The sequence below is a fragment of the Staphylococcus sp. GDY8P198P genome, from assembly GCF_017891615.1.
In the GTDB taxonomy this organism is placed as follows: Bacteria; Bacillota; Bacilli; order Staphylococcales; family Staphylococcaceae; genus Staphylococcus; species Staphylococcus cohnii.
In genome coordinates, this window is the sequence record NZ_JAESJQ010000007.1 from 297076 (window position 1) to 315181 (window position 18106).

Sequence of the window (18106 nt, forward strand, 5' to 3'; positions counted from 1 at the left end):
TTACTTCAGTTTAATCTTAATATCCTTTTCTTTACCATCTCTATAGATTTTAGCTGGTAATGTTTTTAAATCATCTTTATGATTAAAAATAATTTGTCTGTATCTAAGATTATCTTCTAATTCTTTACCATCTAATTCTACTATGACATCATTTTTTTGCAACCCAGATTTTTCACCTAATGAATCTTTTTTAACTTCACCTATAAATACGCCTTTTTTAACGTCTTCTGGTAAATTAATAGATTGCTTTGTAGCCTCATCAATATCTCCAATATTAGCAATCTTTACGCCAGTGTTAGGATATTTGACTTCACCTTTAGCTTCTAACTGCTTGGCAATATCTTCAGCGTCATTGACTGGTATAGCAAAGGCGATACCCTCAACATTATCCATATCTATTTTTAGTGATGCTATACCTACTAACTTACTATTTCTATCGATAACTGCACCACCTGAGTTACCTGGATTTACAGGTGCATCTATTTGAAAAGCGCTCATTAATACATCATATTGATCATCTTTATTGATATCTACTGGTATGTGTCTATTCAAACCTGAAATAATACCATCAGATATACTTCCTTTAAAGTCTACACCTAAAGGATTTCCTACTACTATGATTGGTTCACCTAGTACTAAAGTACTGGAATCACCTATTTTAATCGGTTTCACTTTACTATCTGATTTTACTTTAGCCTTAACAACAGCGATATCTGAATATTTATCCGTTCCAATAACTTTTCCAATAGAATAGTCATCATTACCATATGTAATCTTTTGCTCTTTTTTATCTCCAACCACATGTGCGTTGGTCATAATAAAAATAGAGTCGCCCACTTTTTTGTAGACGACACCTGAACCTAATTCATTTTCTTTACCTGCTTCTTGTGTCTCTTTTTCAGCAGAAGTTCTATCATCACTCGTATCATTTTCAACAGTTACTACGGAATGAATTGCACTGTTCGCACTTTTCATTGTTGTTGTATAAGTCTTATCTTTATTTTGATTATCATGAAAAACATGATCATTTGAAGTGCCATTTTCATCAACATTTTTGAATATAGCTTGTATGAGTGTCAGTAAAACAATAACTGCCACAACAATTAGAATTTTGGCCCAATGTTCAATAAAGAAAGCCTTAACTTTATCAAGTGTGTTAGTCGTATTTTGGTGCTTAGTTTCAGTATTAGAATTCGAATATTCCCTAGAACTTTTTTGTTGTGAAGTTTGCTCATCATTATTCAAATAATAATCAACTCTTGATTGTTGCGCATTTTCTGAATAAAAATTCTGTTCTTGTTCTTTTTTAGGTGGGACATGTTCTTCATTTGACGATGTACTGTTATTTTGAGTCTCGCTCTCAGTGTGTACTGATTTTGAATCTATTTTATTTTCTTCCTCCACCATATCATCGTTTTCATTATACGATTGATTGATATTATTTGCTGAAGTTGTTTCATTGTGCTGTGTGTCTTCTTGCGTATGTTTGGAATTCCGCGCTGCAGCAATTGCTTGTTGTTGCTGAATTTCTTCTTGTGTTAGCTTTTCAATACGTGCTTTTCTTAAATTTTCTTTCACACGTTCTTCATTATTTTTAGCAAGTATTTCAGCTTTTTCTTCACGCTGTTTTCTAGCTTTACGTTCTTGTTGCACACGTTGTTCCCGTTCCTCGTTATGAAAGTATTCACGTCGTTTACGTCCATACTTTACTTTTGGGATGACATGTTTTTTATTTTGCGTCACAGTAAGCCCCCCTATTCCTTTTAATTACAATTCTATTATGACATAACATATATAATTTTTCTGCTTTATTTTGTCATATAAAGTTAGCATACTACAGATTATAGTCTCTTTTAGTAAAAAATTCTAACTTTATCACATATAGAACAAAAAAGCCTGAGTCATAGATTTTATGACTCAGGCTTACATATATTATTTATGTTCTTTTTTATTATTTTTAACAGATGTTAACCAACCGATAATTACAAGTGCAATCATAACCGTCCAGAAAATTGATTGCCATAATACACTGTGTGGGAAATGTTCTGGTAATATTTTAATATCAGGGTGTGCTAGCACCATGATTACTAATTTAATACCTACCCAACCTACAATCGCAAATGCAGCGCCTTCTAAACCAGGATATTTGTTCAATAGATTTACAAACCAAGTGGCTGCAAAACGCATGATGATCACACCTAGCATACCGCCTAGGAACATGACTGCAAATTGTCCAAGGTCCATACCACCAAAGTGTATACCAACAGTAGGTAAAGTTACTGCAATAGCAAGAGCAGCTAACATGGAATCAATCGCAAATGCTATATCAGCAAATTCTACTTTTAATACTGTGCCCCAAAATGCTTTAGGACTTGCATGTATTTCCTCGCCCGATTCATCATAATGATGATCATCAGTACCATCCTCTTTTTGATGGTCTTTTTCTTTAAAGAATGATATGAGATTTTTGATCGACATGTATAATAAGTAAATTGCGCCTAGCGCTTGAATCCACCAAAAATGTGCGATAATGCTTATTAAGAATAAAGAAATAAAACGGAAAATAAATGCACCTAACAGTCCATAGAACAATGCTTTTTTACGTTGTTCAGGAGGCAAATGTTTAACCATAACTGCCATAACAACAGCATTATCTGCTGCTAATAAACCTTCTAAAAATACCAGTACTACTAGAACCCATAAATAAGGTAAAATCAAACTCGGATCCATTTAGGACAACTCCTTTAGTTTTTTTACATAAAAATAGAGACCTAAGCTAAGTAAATGCTACACACATTTTAATCATATACACTCACTAAAGTAAATTAAACTTTCGGTCTTATATAATTTGTATGTTTGTAACATTTATAAGCAAAGGTCTCACTCGACAGTGTTTTCCTGCCCATTTTACCGGAAACATTTAACGTTTCGTAATGACGACAAAATGACTATGTTAAAAAGATATATAAAACAGATATTTTATAATGATATTACTATCTCATATATCTCTTTAAAAACAGTTGAGTTACTCCCCTCCGACTACAAAGTCATAGGTATTCTATTAATAATATAGTATTATACACAATTAATCATGTTATAACAAACTGTATAATTTAATTTCTGGAAATTTTTCTTCAAACCATCTCGTTGCAAATTCATTTTCAAATAAGAAAACGTAATTATCATAAACATCTTTAACTAATATAGAACGAGAAGAACTCATTTTATCTTTAATATCTTCTTCATTTTCAATCCATCTTGCAATTTTTGGACCAACTGATTCCATGATGACATCAACATTATATTCATTTTTAAGTCGATGTTCAAAAACTTCAAATTGTAGTTGACCAACTGCACCAATAAGAATTTGATTAGTATGCAATGCTTTATAGTATTGAATGGCACCTTCTTGAACTAACTGCTCAATCCCTTTATGGAAATGTTTCTGTTTCATGACGTTTTTCGCAGAAACTTTCATAAATAATTCTGGTGTAAACTGTGGTAATTCTTGGAAACTGAATTTTTGGTTTCCACCTACTAATGTATCTCCAATTTGGTAATTACCCGTGTCATACAAGCCTATAATATCTCCAGCGACTGCATGATTAACAGTTTCTTTGTCATCAGCCATAAATGAAGTTGAACGTGTTATTTTTTGTTTCTTTTTAGTTCTTTGTAACGTAACATCCATACCTCGTTCGAAAGCGCCACTAACAACCCTCATAAATGCAATTCTATCTCTGTGTTTGGGGTCCATATTCGCTTGAATTTTGAAAATAAAGCCTGAAAAATCTGTATCATATGGTGTAACTTCAATATCTTCTTTCGTTTGTCGAGCACTTGGCATAGGTGCATGGTCAACATAAGCATTCAAGAAATTTTGTACACCAAAGTTTGCTAGCGCTGATCCAAAGAACACTGGTGTTAAATCACCTTTTCTCAAAGCTTCATTATCAAATGTTTCTCCCGCTTCTTCTACCAACATTAATTCTTCGATTGCTTGTGTAAAGGCGCTATCATTTTTAATTTTATGATCTTCTTCCAATTCATAATCATCATTTAAATGAAGCACATTTTGTTCGTCTCTAAAAGGCTCAATCGTATGTGTATCTCGATCAATGATACCAAAGAAATTTTGTCCCATACCCACTGGCCAATTCATAGGATATGTTTCGATTTCCAATGTAGACTCGATTTCATCCAATAATTCAAACGGTTCTTTACCTACTCTATCTAATTTATTGATAAATGTGAAAATAGGAATGCCTCTCATTTTACAAACTTTAAATAATTTTAAAGTTTGCGGTTCAATACCTTTTGCACAATCTATAACCATTACAGCGCTGTCTACGGCCATTAATGTTCTATATGTGTCTTCAGAAAAATCTTCATGTCCAGGTGTATCTAAAATGTTAATTTTGTAATGATCATAATCAAATTGCATCACTGAACTTGTAACTGAGATACCACGTTCTTGTTCAACTTTCATCCAGTCACTTGTCGCAAATTTACCACTTTTTTTACCTTTTACAGTCCCTGCTTCTCTAATTGCACCACCAAATAATAGTAACTTTTCAGTTAATGTGGTTTTACCAGCATCAGGATGGGAAATAATCGCAAAAGTTTTTCTGGATTCTACTTCTTCCTTTATACTCATTTGTTCTCTCCTTTAATTCTCAAATATCGATTGACCAATATCATCAGCAATTTGTACTGCTGTTGACTCATCAAGTAACGTAAACAAGTGTATCACAAGTTCCTCCTTGATATCATCATCATTTAACGAAGTATCAATTTCTAATGACCAATTTAAGTCTGGTATTGCCAAAAGCAAGACTTCATCGTTATCATTTTTATAAATATAACTACGGACTTTTACATCATTCAGACTGATAAGCCTAATTTCCAATAGGGCCACCGCCAAACTTTTTATAAGCTGCTTCTAAACCGATTAAATCATCTCTATGTGGTACTTTTACATGACCAGGCATAATTTGGTAAGGTTCACGTCCCTTAGAAGCTAAGACAACTGTATCGCCAGGATTAGCAATTTCAATAGCATGACGAATCCCCTCTGCACGGTCTTCAAATTCTATATAATTATTATGTGTTGCGCCCTTAGCAAGTTCGCTTGTTAATTTTTTAGGATCATCATTTGCTGGGTTGTCTGGTGTAAAAATAACGTAATCCGCTCTACAAGCAACGCGCCCCATTTCAGGTGTTTTGCCCATATCTCTTTCTCCAGCCATACCGCACAAGAAAATTAATTTTTGTTTTGCAAAAGGTTTCACAGCATCTATAAGTTTATCCATACCATCTGCTGTATGTGCATAATCAATAATTAGATTAATTGGCAATTGGGGGTCTAAAACTTCAAGTCGACCTTCAACAGGTTCTAAGTTTTCTACGGCTTGAATAATTTCTTCTAACGTAGCACCTTTTGCCCAAACAGCTATCATTGCAGCCATAATATTAGAAACGTTGAAGATGCCTACATAAGGTGATTTTACAGGAAATGTACCTTCAGGTGTATTAAAATCAAACGTTACGCCTTGTAATGACTCATTAATATTTTCAGCCATAAATTGTGCACGTTCATTAATGCCATAGGTAAAGACTTCATAAGGTGTAACTGAAGCTAAATATTCTGAAAATCTATCATCTTGATTTAAAACAACATATTTTTCTTTTGATAAATCTTCACCTAACTGGCTGAATAATAATGATTTAGCATGACCATAAGCTTCCATTGTGCCATGAAAGTCTAAATGATCTTGCGTTAAATTTGAAAATACCGCCACATCAAAATTAACGCCACTTAAACGTCCTAATGATAAACCATGACTTGATACTTCTAAAGTCATGGCCTGTGCTTGCTTTTCTACAGCTTCATGAATTTTTTTAGTTAGCGCGACTGTTTCAGGTGTTGTGTTTGTACCTTTAGATTTTTCCTCATTAATTTGGAAACCATTAGTACCTAAATAAGCACTACCTTTATCTAATTTTCTATATATATGGTGTATCATTGTCGCTATAGATGTTTTACCATTGGTTCCAGTAACACCATATGTAGTTAGTTGTTTACTTGGATAATTAAATAATACATTTACGAGTAAACTGGCAACGCGCAACGTGTCAGGAACGATAACTTGTGTTACATCACCTTTCAACAATTGTTCATGATTTACTACAATGACTTTACAGCCTTGATTTACAACATCTTGACAAAATTTATGACTATCGACTGTATAACCTTTAGAAGCAACAAATATACTTCCTTCTTTAGCAGTACGCGAGTCTGTTGTTATATCATTAACATTCATATCTAATGTACCTATCACTTGTTTAACTCTTATTTTTTTAAACAACTCATTTGCATTCAACATTAACCGCTCCTTTATTTCCAATACTTCTATTATACACATTTTCAGTTGATTTTATAGAAACTAATATTGCTAATTATTTCTTTCTCTACTATTATATATTTTTCGTTTTCATTTAAAAAATTTTATAACTATCATGAGCATAAACTAGATTCAGTTTGTTAATCATATGTAATTAATTGTGTAGATTTTCTTTTTTATTTGTTTAGTTTCTTTTAAGGTCGCTTATTTTAATAGAAAGCGTGGTATGGTATACATATAGAACAATCTAAATTTAGCGTGATATAATTTTAAAAAATAAGTATGAATCATTTTCTATGCGTTTGTAAAATGATATAATCTCTAATAATTATGTTTTTTCTTTCGCATGACAATAAAATGCGTTAAACTTAGCATGAGCTAAATTTATACTATTGGAGGGTGACTCAAAATGGTTACTCGTAACAAAAAAATATTGATTATTACTGGTTCTTTTGGTAATGGACATTTACAGGTTACTCAAAGCGTAGTAAACCAATTCAATGAAATGAATCTAGACAATTTAACTGTCATTGAACATGATTTATTTTTAGAAGCTCACCCAATTCTGACTTCTATATGTAAAAAGTGGTATATCAATAGTTTTAAGTATTTCAGAAATATGTACAAATCTTTTTACTATAGTAAACCTGACCAAATAGACAAATGTTTCTATAAATATTATGGATTAAATAAATTAATTAATTTATTACTAAAAGAAAAACCAGATTTAATATTGTTGACCTTCCCTACGCCAGTAATGTCTGTATTAACTGAGCAATTTGATATGAATATCCCAATTGCCACAGTTATGACAGATTATAGATTACAAAAGAATTGGGTTACACCACATTCTCAAAGGTATTACTTGGCAACTGAGGAATTAAAAGATGAATTTGCTGAAATAGGGATCCCAAGACATCAATTAAAGGTTACTGGCATTCCAATTTCTGATAAATTCGAACAAGATATTGACCAATCTTCATGGTTACATCAAAATAATTTGAATCCAGATAAACCTACAATACTTATGTCCGCAGGTGCTTTTGGCGTTTCAAAAGGATTCGGTCAAATGATTAGTGATATTTTGACTAAAAGTCCACAATCACAAGTAGTCATGGTTTGTGGTAAAAATAAAGAGTTGAAACGCACATTATCTAGCCAATTTAAAAATTATGATAACGTACTTATCTTAGGTTATACAAAACAGATGAATGAATGGATGGCATCAAGTCAGTTGATGATTACAAAGCCAGGTGGCATCACGATTTCTGAAGCACTAACCCGACAAATTCCAATGATTTTCTTAGATCCTGCACCTGGTCAAGAGTTAGAAAACGCGCTTTATTTTGAAGAAAAAGGTTACGGCACTATCGCTTATTCACCTGATGAAGCTATTCAACAAGTAGCATCATTAACAAATCATCCAACTTCACTAGTAGAAATGTCTAAAGCAATGAGTGAATCACGCATTCCATATTCAACATATAAATTATGCAAAGATTTATTAGATCTTCTAGACCATTCAACACGTTATGAAGAAGTTTATGGAAAGGTTCCTTTATATGCAAAGCTCTTCGTTAAATAATACTAACTACAATTCAAGTACAAATTTTATTATTATGTTGATTATTTTATTTTTAATGGAGTTTGCTAGAGGTATGTATGTGTTGAGTTATTTAGCATTACTTCCAACGGCAACTTCTATTGCGGTAGGTGTTACATCTATCGCTATTTCTATTCACTTTATTGCTGATGCAACAACCAACTTTGTCATAGGTTTTTTACTTAAACGCTTAGGTACAAAGCTTGTTTTGACACTTGGATTTTTATTAGCGTTTGGTAGTTTGTTTTTAGTCATTTGGTTTCCTACATCACCTATCGTGCTAATCACAAGTGCAATATTGCTAGGTATCGCCGTGAGTCCTATTTGGGTCATTATGCTTGCAAGTGTTGATGAAAATAATCGTGGTAAACAAATGGGTTATGTTTATTTCTCATGGTTACTAGGTTTATTAGTTGGAATGGTTGGAATGAACTTAATCTTTAAATTCCATCCAACACGTTTCGCTTTTATGATGTCATTAGTTGTACTGATTGCATGGATTCTATACTATTTCGTTAAAATAAGACTGACTAATTATAATACAAGACCTGTAAAACAACAGTTAGGTCAAATTGTAAATGTGACTAAACGCCATTTAATTCTGTTTCCAGGTATTTTATTACAAGGTGCTTCCATTACTGCCTTAGTACCGATATTACCTACATATGCAACGAAAGTCGTGGGCGTTTCAACAGTTGAATATACGATTGCAATTATCATTGGTGGCATAGGTTGTGCTATTTCTATGTTGTTTTTATCTAAAATTATAGACAACAATGGTACATTATTTATGTATGGTATCATTTTTAGTGGATTTGTTTTATATACTTTAATGATATTTGCGTTATCTATTATTACGGATATTAAATTAGTTTGGGGCTTGGCATTATTTATCGGCCTAATGTACGGCATCTTGTTACCTGCATGGAATACTTTTATGGCAAGTCATATACACATGGATGAACAAGAAGAGACTTGGGGCGTGTTCAATAGTGTACAAGGTTTCGGCTCTATGATTGGTCCACTCGTAGGTGGTTTAATCACAGAATTCTCTAAATCTGTTAATAATACTTTTTATTTTTCAGCATTAGTATTTTTATTTTTAGCAATATTTTATGGTATTTATTTTGTTAAAAATAAACAACAACACACACACACTTAACTATATTTAGTAATGTTCAATATACAAAAGAGTCGCTATCAAGTTTTTAGATAAATTCTAAAATGATAGCGACTCTTTTAAAGTTTCAATATTATCATTGATTGAAATGATAACTTTATATAAAAAAATTATGCAAAATTAAAATTCTCTAAGACTTTCCATTTTTCCGCACTTTCATCGTAATAAACTAAAGAAAGTTGCTCAATTGCTTCTTTATAGTCAATACCCGCTAAGTTCAATTGACCAAAAATGTCTTCGAATTCTTGACTAGTTAAACCTTGTGCAATTGTAAAATGTGGTACAAATGGATGTTCAGGACGACCATAAAAATCACCACTATTGAATTGATTAAATAATTTTTCTAAATTGTCTGTTTTGGCAACTTTAAAATAAATTACATTTGTAATTGGCGCAAAGTTTGAAGCCTTTGTCGCGTGTACTTCAATAGGTGGTATCCCCTCGATTCTTGATTTGATTGTCTCTTTGACAGCGTCAAGATCACCTTCGTTTATTTTAAAATGCTCTTTAATCGTAATGTGTGGCATTATCGTTGCATAGTGAGCATCATAACGTTTACGGTATGCATTTACTTCATCTTGAAACGCTTTTGACGGAATTAATGCTAATCCTAAAATCATTTAAATTCCTCCTTTGTTTAACATAACTACATTATATCAAATTTCACAAAAATTCGTTACTTTTAACTAAATTTCCTACAGATAATTAAAAAGAAATATTATCTGATAAAAAATATTTTAATAAATCTTCTAATAAATGTTTCCAAGATTTCCATCTATGACCACCATCAAACTCTGCATAATGATAAGTTATATCACTATGTTCGATAATCGATTTAAGCTGGCGATTAGGTGTTAAAAAATCCGCTTGCTTACCTGTCGTTGGTAAAGCAAAGTTTTTTTCTTCTAATCCAACAGTATGCCATATTGTCAATTGTTCTTGAAATTGACATCGTTCGATTAATGTTTGTATCACTTCATCATGTTGAGGACTCAATAGTCCCACTTGGCTAAAAATTCTCGGATAAGATAATGCAGTAATCAAAGCTGCACTTCCAGCTAAGCTGTCACCTAAAATAACTCTGCCATTGCCTACTTTATACGTTGGGAATTGAGCATCTATAAACGGTAAAATTTCATTCGCCATACATTTTACAGTTAAAGCTGTTTTTTCTCCTTGGGGATGAAATTCTGCTCTTCTTTTTTCAACATCTTCATAATGAAAACCTACAAATATTGCTCTTTCTACTTCATTTGCTTCCCATAATTTTTCATATGTTCTGTGTATTCTGCCAAAGCTAAAAAAGTCTAAACCATCAAAACAAAAGACGACTTTGTATTTAAATAGTTCTGTAAAATCTTTAGGTAAATAAATAGATAGTGTAATATCTCTATCTAATATGTCACTAGAAAAATTAATCTTATTAATTCGCCCTGCTTGTAAATTGTCCATAAAATAATGCGCCCCCTCGTAGTCTTAATGACATTGTATCAAGAGACGCAATATTTTAAAATAACTCGCTTTTTATTTGTCTAAGTAACATATTATTTTTAGTCGTTAATATCCTCTTTTTTTAGACGTTCAGGATAATCTTCCAGCCAAAATACAGCATTAGGTACTTTTTCAGGGTCTGGTTTATAAATAGCTTTTTTACCCGATCCTAAACGTTTTTTCTGCAATTCATAATCTTTCAATGCGCTTATAGCTGGTTTGTGTAATAGCCAAATTGCAATGATATTAAGCCAGGCCATCATACCTACACCTAAATCTCCCATTAGCCATGCAATATCTGCCGTTTTCACTGCGCCATAAACGGTGGCAAGAATTAATACAATTCGCGTTATATTGATAAATATAAAGGAAGTCCTATAATTTGCGTTTCTTGTTAAGTATGCAATATTGGTTTCTGCAATATAGTAATAAGCCAATATAGTAGTAAAGGCAAAGAAAAACAAAGCAATTGCTATAAAATAAGATCCAAATCCAGAGAACGATGGATCAAAATGATAACTTCCACCTTGTAATGCTTTGTCTATACCTGCTTGTGCGTACATTGCGGTTCCAGAATAATCTTTATCTCCATTTGACATTTCAACAAAGATACCATTATCTTTAATTAAACTTGCTTTATCACTTGGTGTGTTACCGCCATCCGTTACATTATATGTACCAGAAAGCAAGATGATTAATGCTGTTGCAGTACAAACAAACAAAGTATCAACGTAAACTGAAAACGCTTGCACTAAACCTTGTTTTGCTGGGTGTGATACCTCTGCTGCCGCAGCTGCATGTGGTCCTGTACCTTGTCCAGCCTCATTTGAATAAAGACCTCTTTTGACACCTATTTCAATCATTGCACCTACTATCCCACCAAAAGCAGCTTCCATACCAAATGCGGATTTGAAAATTAATGCAAATAAAGAAGGAACCGCTTCAATATTGAGTATGATAATAATGACCGCAATTAAAATATATAATACTGCCATAAATGGTACAACTGCAGTCGCTGCATTAGCAATCCATTTTATTCCCCCAAAAATGATTAAGCCGATAATAATTGCTAAAAATATGGCTACAATCCATGGATTTAATTGAAATGCATTTTTCATAGAACTAGAAATAGCATTTGATTGAACACCTGGTAATAACAATCCGACTGAAATCACAGTGACGATTGCAAAGATCAAGCCATATATTTTACCCAGTTTCCCCTTTATACCATATTCAATATAAAATGCTGGTCCACCTCTATATTGTCCCTTTTCTTCACGTTTATATATCTGACCTAATGTCGATTCTATAAATGCACTACTCGCTCCTAAAAATGCTGTTGCCCACATCCAAAATACGGCTCCCGGTCCACCAATAAATATCGCTGTTGATACCCCTACAATATTACCAGTACCCACACGACCTGCTAACGATAATGCGATTGCTTGAAAACTTGAAATACCTGTTGGTGACTTTTCCCCTTGAAACATAAGTCGAATCATTTCTTTAAAGTGTCTTACTTGGAAAAATTTCATAAATAGTGAAAATAATATACCAGTGATTAACAAACCATAAACTAATGGTTTGCTCCATACTATGTCATAGAGCCAAGTTAAAAAACCTTCTATCATAACGTATCCCCCTTGTTATACCATTAAAGAAAATGATATTTTTTAATATTATACACATATGTTATGTTCCGCGCAACGCATTATATAAGTTATTATTTTCACAAAATATATATTTCGCTATGAATTTTTTGCATAAATAACATTAATGTATTTAATATTTATATTATCTTATAATGCACTACGCATTACTGTTTCCCCTTTGTTATCACTCTGAAATTGTAATCAATCTTCACATGCACATTAAGTACAAAGTTTCACAAATTTATCTTTTGTTCTATCTTTTTTTAAGATATACTGAATTATAAATTAAAATAAAGTTTTATAGGAGGAACCGTTCTATGCTTAACAAAGTATGGTTTAGAACAGGTATCGCTTTATTAATCCTGTTTTTACTAATCAAACTGATTATGGAAGTACATAGTATTTTCACACCATTTATTATTATCCTTCAATCAGTATTGTTGCCATTATTATTAAGTGGCTTTTTATTTTATATTTGTTTGCCTTTTCAAAAAATACTTGAAAAAAATCATGTGCCACGTTGGGGCAGCATTACTATAATCTTCATAGGCTTAATTATTATTATTAGTATCGTTATTGGTGTGTTAGCTCCGTTAATTGCAGAACAAATTGAAAACTTAGTACATCAAATACCTGCATTACAACATGAAGTGCAGAACATCATCAATTTTGCACTAGATCAAATGGAAAGATTGCCGAATGATGTAACTGATAGAATTAATAAAATGGTACAATCTATTAGCGACAGTACTGCTGATATTTTATCTAACTCTTTAGGATACTTAACATCATTTATTTCAACGCTTTTCTTATTGATAATGGTTCCGTTCTTTTTAATCTATATGTTAAAAGATCACGAGCGTTTCATCCCTTTCATTGCAAGATTGTTTAAAGGAGATAGAAAAGTTTTTACTGTAGAATTATTAAAAGATTTAAATGAAACTGTTAAATCTTATATTCAAGGCCAAGTAACAGTAAGTATCATTCTTGGAATAATCTTATACATTGGTTATTCAATTGTAGGGCTTAACTACACACTATTGCTCGTTATGTTTGCTTGTGTTGCAAATATGATACCGTTCTTAGGTCCTTGGATGGCATTTGCACCTGCTGCAGTCATTGCGATTATTCAAAGCCCTTCAACATTTATATGGGTATGTATTATCACGCTGATTGCACAACAATTGGAAGGCAATGTAATCACACCGAACGTAATGGGTAAATCACTTAATATTCATCCTTTAACAATTATAGTAGTGATATTAGCTGCAGGTAACCTTGGTGGTTTCGGTTTAATCTTAATAGCCGTTCCATTATATGCTGTAATTAAAACAGTTGTCAGAAATGTCTTTCGATATAGACAAGATATCATTGCTAAAGCAAATAGTGATGTCAAGGAATAAAATAACGTTATAAAACAAAAAGACTATTCGTTTCTGTCGTTGAAACGAATAGTCTTTTTTAATATATAAATCTTCAATTATGTTTTAAGTCATAAATTATTTAACGATGTGATAACCACTATCTACATGGATATTTTCGCCTGTAACACCACTTGATAAATCACTTAATAAGTACGCTGCAGTTTTACCTACTTCTTCTTGGTCTACATTACGTTTTAATGGCGCACGTTCTTCAATTTCTTTCATGATTGTGTTAAAACCACCAACACCTTTAGCGCTTAGTGTGCGAATTGGACCAGCTGAAATCGCATTGACACGGATATTATCTTCACCTAAATCTAATGCTAAATAACGTACATTTGCTTCTAAACTAGCTTTAGCTACGCCCATTACATTGTAGTTTTGTACAGCATATTCGCCACCTAAATAAGTTGTAGCAACGATACTACCACCTTCAGGCATAATTTTTTTTGCTTCTCTAGCAACAATTGTCAATGAATATGAACTAATATCTTGTGCCAATAAGAAACCATCACGAGATGTATCTGAAAAACGGCCTCTTAAATCTTCCATATTAGCAAAAGCAATCGAATGATAAACACCGTCAATGTTACCTACTTCTTCTCCAATTTTTGCGAAACCATTGATAACATCTTCGTCTTTTTGTACATCTATTTGATACATTCTAATTGTTTGTTGATCTAATTGTTCTACAAGTTTTTCCATTTCTTTTTTACTACGATCTTTACGATATGTAAAAACTAAATTTGCACCTAATTTGTCTAATACTTTAGCCACACCAAAACCGATACTACGTTTATTAGCAATACCCATAATGACGAATGTTTTATTTTCTAAATTTAACATGAAAATAACTCCTTTTTTAAATTTTCATTTTAAACTGGTTCGAGAAGTTATAATCGTATTCCTATCACTTTGCTCGATGCCAATTCTAACAAACTTTATTTTAACATTGGTTTCATTGTTTAAACAATTCATATTACATTCTATATACGAATTTATCATTTTTTATAGGTTACAAAGTTAAAATGCTTACCAATACTTCACTCATTAAATAAATATTAACAACTCAAAATAGCTTTCAGAAATTCATTTACTGCCTATTCCTACATCAGTCTGAGACATAAATCATATCCCAGACATGGATGTTAATAATAAAACTCTAATTCACGTTTTAATTCATCAACATATTCTTTAGAACCCGTTACAATAACACGGTCTTTATAGCGTAATTGTGTATCACCATGAGGTACGATTGATTCATTATTTCGAATGATTCTCACAAATATAATATCACCGTCAAACGGGAAATTACGTAATTGAATTTGATCATATTTATGATTTAACATTGCAATTTCATACAACGATGTTTCCACATTACTTAAAAGATTTAGCATATTGGGCGTTTCTATTAAACCTTTCAAGAGTATTTTATTACTCATAAAACCACTAAATACTTCAATGCCTTCACTTTGTAGACCTTCATCACCCGTACTCGCCTCTAATCTACAAATAACTCGATTAACACCATGTCTTTTAGCCATTAGCGCCACTTTTCTATTAATATCATCATCATTTGTAGAACAAACAACGATATCTCTTTCAAATAAACCTAGACGATCTAATAACGGTTCTTCGTAATCTGCAATTTCAATCATCGAAATCGCATCTGATAATTTACGTTTATCACTTAAATCATTTCTATAATAAAGTGAAACTTGGTAAAGTTGTGATGTTAAATTCTGAGCAATAGGAATGGTTAATTGATTTTTTCCTATTAAACTCACTTCAATTTGTCTTGTAGCCTCATCTGGCATTGGGAACATTTTTTTAAATATGATAGGTACAAAGACACATGTAATGACTGCACTTAAAATTAAAATACCTGATATTTCCGATGATATTGTTCCAAGTTTTTCAGCAATTTTTGCAGAAGCAATGACCAATGATAAAGTAGATGTTAACAGGAATGCTGAAGATATTGTCGTTTTCATATCAAACCATCGACGTACGTAAAACACTGGTATTAATTTAGATACTACAAATGCGAGTATTAAAAATGGAATAATAAGTAGTAACGAAGGTTCTTTTATTAACATTGGTATATTTAAATCTACACCAACCATGATAAAGAATATTGGTATAAAGAAACCATAACCAAAAGAATCTAATTTCTCCACCATATCCTCATCTGGGCCTAATAAAGAAACAATCACACCTGCTAGGAAAGCGCCTAGAATATTTTCTGCACCAACGCCTTCTGCTAAGGCAACCAGCATAATGATTAATGCAAATACAGCACGTATACCTATCTGTGTGGTACCATCCATCAATTTCTGTAAAAATTGTGCTTTCTTAAATATGCCACCTAAGAAATAAAAAACAAGCGCAAATACTACTAAACTGCCTATTAACCATAGTGATGCACCACCAGAAGCATGTAGTGTGCCATATGCAGTTAACAATATCATTGTCACTAAGTCAGCTAATACTGCTACTAATAATATGAATTGTCCGATTGTAGTACGCATAATATTCATTTCTTTTAGTGTCGGTACAACAACACCTAATGAAATCGTAGAAATGATAATAATCATTAATAAGACATCATCAATTAAGCCAAACCACTTAAATGCATAAGCAAATACAATTGAAATTATCATAATAAATAAAAATACAGTAAGTGCTAATTGCAGGTGGCCTGGTTCTTTACTTTTATCCTTATCTCCAGACGATCCTTTATCTTTTTTAAATGCTTTAAAATCAATTTCTAAACCACTTAAAAACATTAAGAAGATAAAACCTAATGTAGACAAAATATTTAACATAGCATCACGCTCTACTATGTTTAAAAAAGAGTGTCCTATGAGAATACCCATTAGTATTTCTGCTACAACAACAGGTAAGAATGTAATTCGTAATCTATTGATTAGTATCGGTGTAAGGAATGCTGCCATTACAACGACAACAAGTGATAAAAATTCCATGTAACCCCCTATAATAAGTAAGACATGAATGAAGTTGCTAATCCAAAGTAAATCAACATACTCACAATATCATTGATCGTAGTTATAAATGGACCACTTGCAACTGCAGGGTCAATATTTAATTTATTCATAACTAATGGAATCATTGATCCCACTAACGTACCTACTGTCATAGCAATCGTTAAACTGCTCGCTACGATCGTAGCTAAAATTGGTTGACCATAAAGCACCAGTATAATAATATATAACAATATAGCACAAATCAATCCACTTAAAAAGCCACTGCCCGCTTCTCTCAATGCGACTTTGAAATTACTTTGTTCATCAATTTCACCAGTTGAAATATTACGTACTGATACGGCAAGTGATTGTGTGCCAGAGTTACCAGACATACCACTGATAATTGGAATAAATGCTGCCAGCAACGATACTTGTGCTAATGTATCCTCAAATGATCCAAGTATCGTCGCTGTAATCATTCCTAAAAACGTTAAAATAATTAGCCATGGCAAACGTTTCTTAGCAGTTTTAATGACAGAATCATTTGTTGCATCAACATCAGATACCCCGGCTAAACGAGAGTAGTCCTCGCTCGCTTCTTCATCCATAACATCTAAGATATCATCGATTGTTATAATACCTAATAAATGGTCTTGATAATCGACAACTGGCATAGCGATAAAATCATAATCACGCATTTTTTGCGCTACGTCTTCTTGGTCATCAGCAGCGTTAGCACTAATCACACGTTCGCTCATTATGTCTTCTATATAAGCATCATTTTCTGCTACGATTAAATCTCTTAGTGATAAAACCCCGGCTAATTGTTTATGCTCATTCACAGCAAATATGACATAAATTGTCTCAGCATCTGGCGCTTGCTCTTTAACTTGCATTAATGCTTCTTTTACAGGCATTGTTGATTTTAAAGAAATATATTCCGTCGTCATGATACCACCGGCGGTATCTTCTTCGTAATGTAGTAATGCTTTAATTTCTTTTGCATCTTCACGGTTCATTAGTGTCAGCAAGCTAACAATTTTCTGCTTAGATAATTGATTCATAATGTCAACTGCATTATCGTATGACATATTTTCTAACACTTTGCTAGCATATGTAGCATCCATGGTATCGAATAGCGCTTCATACTCTTCTTCATCAATTTCTAATTGTTCGAAGAAATCCGCTACTTCTTCAGGGGACAATACTTCAAACATTTTTTGTCTAATATCTTCATCGCTGTCTTCAAAGTATTCACTTTGTTCGTATGTGTGCATCGCTAAGAATTCTTCTCTAAATTCACCTATATGATTTTCATGAAGTAGTTTATCTAACATTTCTTGATCATATACTTGCTCATCTTCT

At 32.4% G+C, this 18106-nt stretch carries 14 protein-coding genes; 3 read left to right on the forward strand and 11 right to left on the reverse strand.

All coding sequences use genetic code 11. The annotated features are described in order from the left end of the window. The 5 genes from KA824_RS08560 to KA824_RS08580 all read right to left on the reverse strand — a co-directional run bounded on the left by KA824_RS08560 (position 1) and on the right by KA824_RS08580 (position 6383). A complete protein-coding gene (locus tag KA824_RS08560) occupies positions 1-1743 on the reverse strand; it encodes a S1C family serine protease (protein WP_107384870.1) in 1743 nt (580 codons plus the stop codon). Between the two features lie 189 nt (positions 1744-1932). Beyond that, positions 1933-2730: a TerC family protein gene (locus KA824_RS08565; RefSeq protein ID WP_107384871.1), complete on the reverse strand. Its 798-nt coding sequence runs from the start codon at positions 2728-2730 to the stop codon at positions 1933-1935. 364 nt (positions 2731-3094) lie between these two features. Continuing rightward, positions 3095-4657: a peptide chain release factor 3 gene (locus tag KA824_RS08570; protein ID WP_107384872.1), complete on the reverse strand. Its 1563-nt coding sequence runs from the start codon at positions 4655-4657 to the stop codon at positions 3095-3097. 12 nt (positions 4658-4669) lie between these two features. Beyond that, positions 4670-4909: a YueH family protein gene (locus tag KA824_RS08575; RefSeq protein WP_107384873.1), complete on the reverse strand. Its 240-nt coding sequence runs from the start codon at positions 4907-4909 to the stop codon at positions 4670-4672. Continuing rightward, positions 4899-6383: a UDP-N-acetylmuramoyl-L-alanyl-D-glutamate--L-lysine ligase gene (locus KA824_RS08580; RefSeq protein ID WP_107384875.1), complete on the reverse strand. Its 1485-nt coding sequence runs from the start codon at positions 6381-6383 to the stop codon at positions 4899-4901. The genes KA824_RS08575 and KA824_RS08580 overlap by 11 nt, the downstream gene beginning before the upstream one ends. A gap of 430 nt (positions 6384-6813) precedes the next feature. On the opposite strand from KA824_RS08580, the gene KA824_RS08585 reads away from it, so the two are divergent. Together KA824_RS08585 and ltaA are read left to right on the forward strand one after the other, a co-directional pair. Further along, a complete protein-coding gene (locus tag KA824_RS08585) occupies positions 6814-7989 on the forward strand; it encodes a diglucosyl diacylglycerol synthase (RefSeq protein WP_181187539.1) in 1176 nt (391 codons plus the stop codon). Beyond that, the gene (gene ltaA / locus KA824_RS08590) at positions 7967-9169 is read left to right on the forward strand and encodes a lipoteichoic acid biosynthesis MFS flippase LtaA (protein WP_181187540.1); all 1203 of its coding nucleotides are present in this window, start codon (positions 7967-7969) and stop codon (positions 9167-9169) included. Before KA824_RS08585 ends, ltaA begins: the two co-directional genes overlap by 23 nt. A 128-nt stretch (positions 9170-9297) precedes the next feature. On the opposite strand, the gene KA824_RS08595 is transcribed toward ltaA, so the two are convergent. The 3 genes from KA824_RS08595 to KA824_RS08605 form a co-directional block, all read right to left on the reverse strand. Next, positions 9298-9807, reverse strand: coding sequence for a YjcG family protein (locus tag KA824_RS08595; protein ID WP_019469079.1), 510 nt, complete (start codon positions 9805-9807; stop codon positions 9298-9300). Between the two features lie 85 nt (positions 9808-9892). Beyond that, positions 9893-10639 (reverse strand): esterase family protein, encoded by a 747-nt coding sequence (locus tag KA824_RS08600; protein WP_181187541.1) that lies wholly within the window; start codon positions 10637-10639, stop codon positions 9893-9895. A 98-nt stretch (positions 10640-10737) separates the two neighbouring features. Continuing rightward, positions 10738-12309 carry an alanine/glycine:cation symporter family protein gene (locus KA824_RS08605; protein WP_181187542.1) on the reverse strand — a complete coding sequence of 524 codons (1572 nt, stop codon included), beginning with the start codon at positions 12307-12309 and terminating at the stop codon, positions 10738-10740. Positions 12310-12647: 338 nt separating this feature from the next. Here KA824_RS08605 and cozEa point away from each other — a divergent pair, with 338 nt between their 5' ends. Then, complete coding sequence (gene cozEa / locus KA824_RS08610) at positions 12648-13733, forward strand: lipoteichoic acid biosynthesis protein CozEa (RefSeq protein WP_107384687.1); 1086 nt, start codon at positions 12648-12650, stop codon at positions 13731-13733. Positions 13734-13829: 96 nt separating this feature from the next. On the opposite strand, the gene fabI is transcribed toward cozEa, so the two are convergent. The 3 genes from fabI to mgtE form a co-directional block, all read right to left on the reverse strand. After that, positions 13830-14600 carry an enoyl-ACP reductase FabI gene (gene fabI, locus KA824_RS08615; protein WP_107384686.1) on the reverse strand — a complete coding sequence of 257 codons (771 nt, stop codon included), beginning with the start codon at positions 14598-14600 and terminating at the stop codon, positions 13830-13832. Positions 14601-14902: 302 nt separating this feature from the next. Continuing rightward, a complete protein-coding gene (locus tag KA824_RS08620; protein WP_107384685.1) occupies positions 14903-16741 on the reverse strand; it encodes a monovalent cation:proton antiporter family protein in 1839 nt (612 codons plus the stop codon). Positions 16742-16749: 8 nt separating this feature from the next. Then, positions 16750-18078, reverse strand: a complete 1329-nt coding sequence (gene mgtE, locus KA824_RS08625) for a magnesium transporter (protein ID WP_432566369.1) — start codon at positions 18076-18078, stop codon at positions 16750-16752. Positions 18079-18106 lie beyond the last annotated feature (28 nt).

Coding starts and splice junctions, on each gene's coding strand:
- KA824_RS08570 (WP_107384872.1), bottom strand. CDS start 4,657: ATGAGTATAAAGGAAGAAGTAGAATCCAGAAAAACTTTTGCGATTATT.
- KA824_RS08595 (WP_019469079.1), bottom strand. CDS start 9,807: ATGATTTTAGGATTAGCATTAATTCCGTCAAAAGCGTTTCAAGATGAA.
- KA824_RS08605 (WP_181187542.1), bottom strand. CDS start 12,309: ATGATAGAAGGTTTTTTAACTTGGCTCTATGACATAGTATGGAGCAAA.
- KA824_RS08585 (WP_181187539.1), top strand. CDS start 6,814: ATGGTTACTCGTAACAAAAAAATATTGATTATTACTGGTTCTTTTGGT.
- fabI (WP_107384686.1), bottom strand. CDS start 14,600: ATGTTAAATTTAGAAAATAAAACATTCGTCATTATGGGTATTGCTAAT.
- cozEa (WP_107384687.1), top strand. CDS start 12,648: ATGCTTAACAAAGTATGGTTTAGAACAGGTATCGCTTTATTAATCCTG.
- mgtE (WP_432566369.1), bottom strand. CDS start 18,078: ATGTTAGATAAACTACTTCATGAAAATCATATAGGTGAATTTAGAGAA.
- ltaA (WP_181187540.1), top strand. CDS start 7,967: ATGCAAAGCTCTTCGTTAAATAATACTAACTACAATTCAAGTACAAAT.
- KA824_RS08600 (WP_181187541.1), bottom strand. CDS start 10,639: ATGGACAATTTACAAGCAGGGCGAATTAATAAGATTAATTTTTCTAGT.
- KA824_RS08565 (WP_107384871.1), bottom strand. CDS start 2,730: ATGGATCCGAGTTTGATTTTACCTTATTTATGGGTTCTAGTAGTACTG.
- KA824_RS08620 (WP_107384685.1), bottom strand. CDS start 16,741: ATGGAATTTTTATCACTTGTTGTCGTTGTAATGGCAGCATTCCTTACA.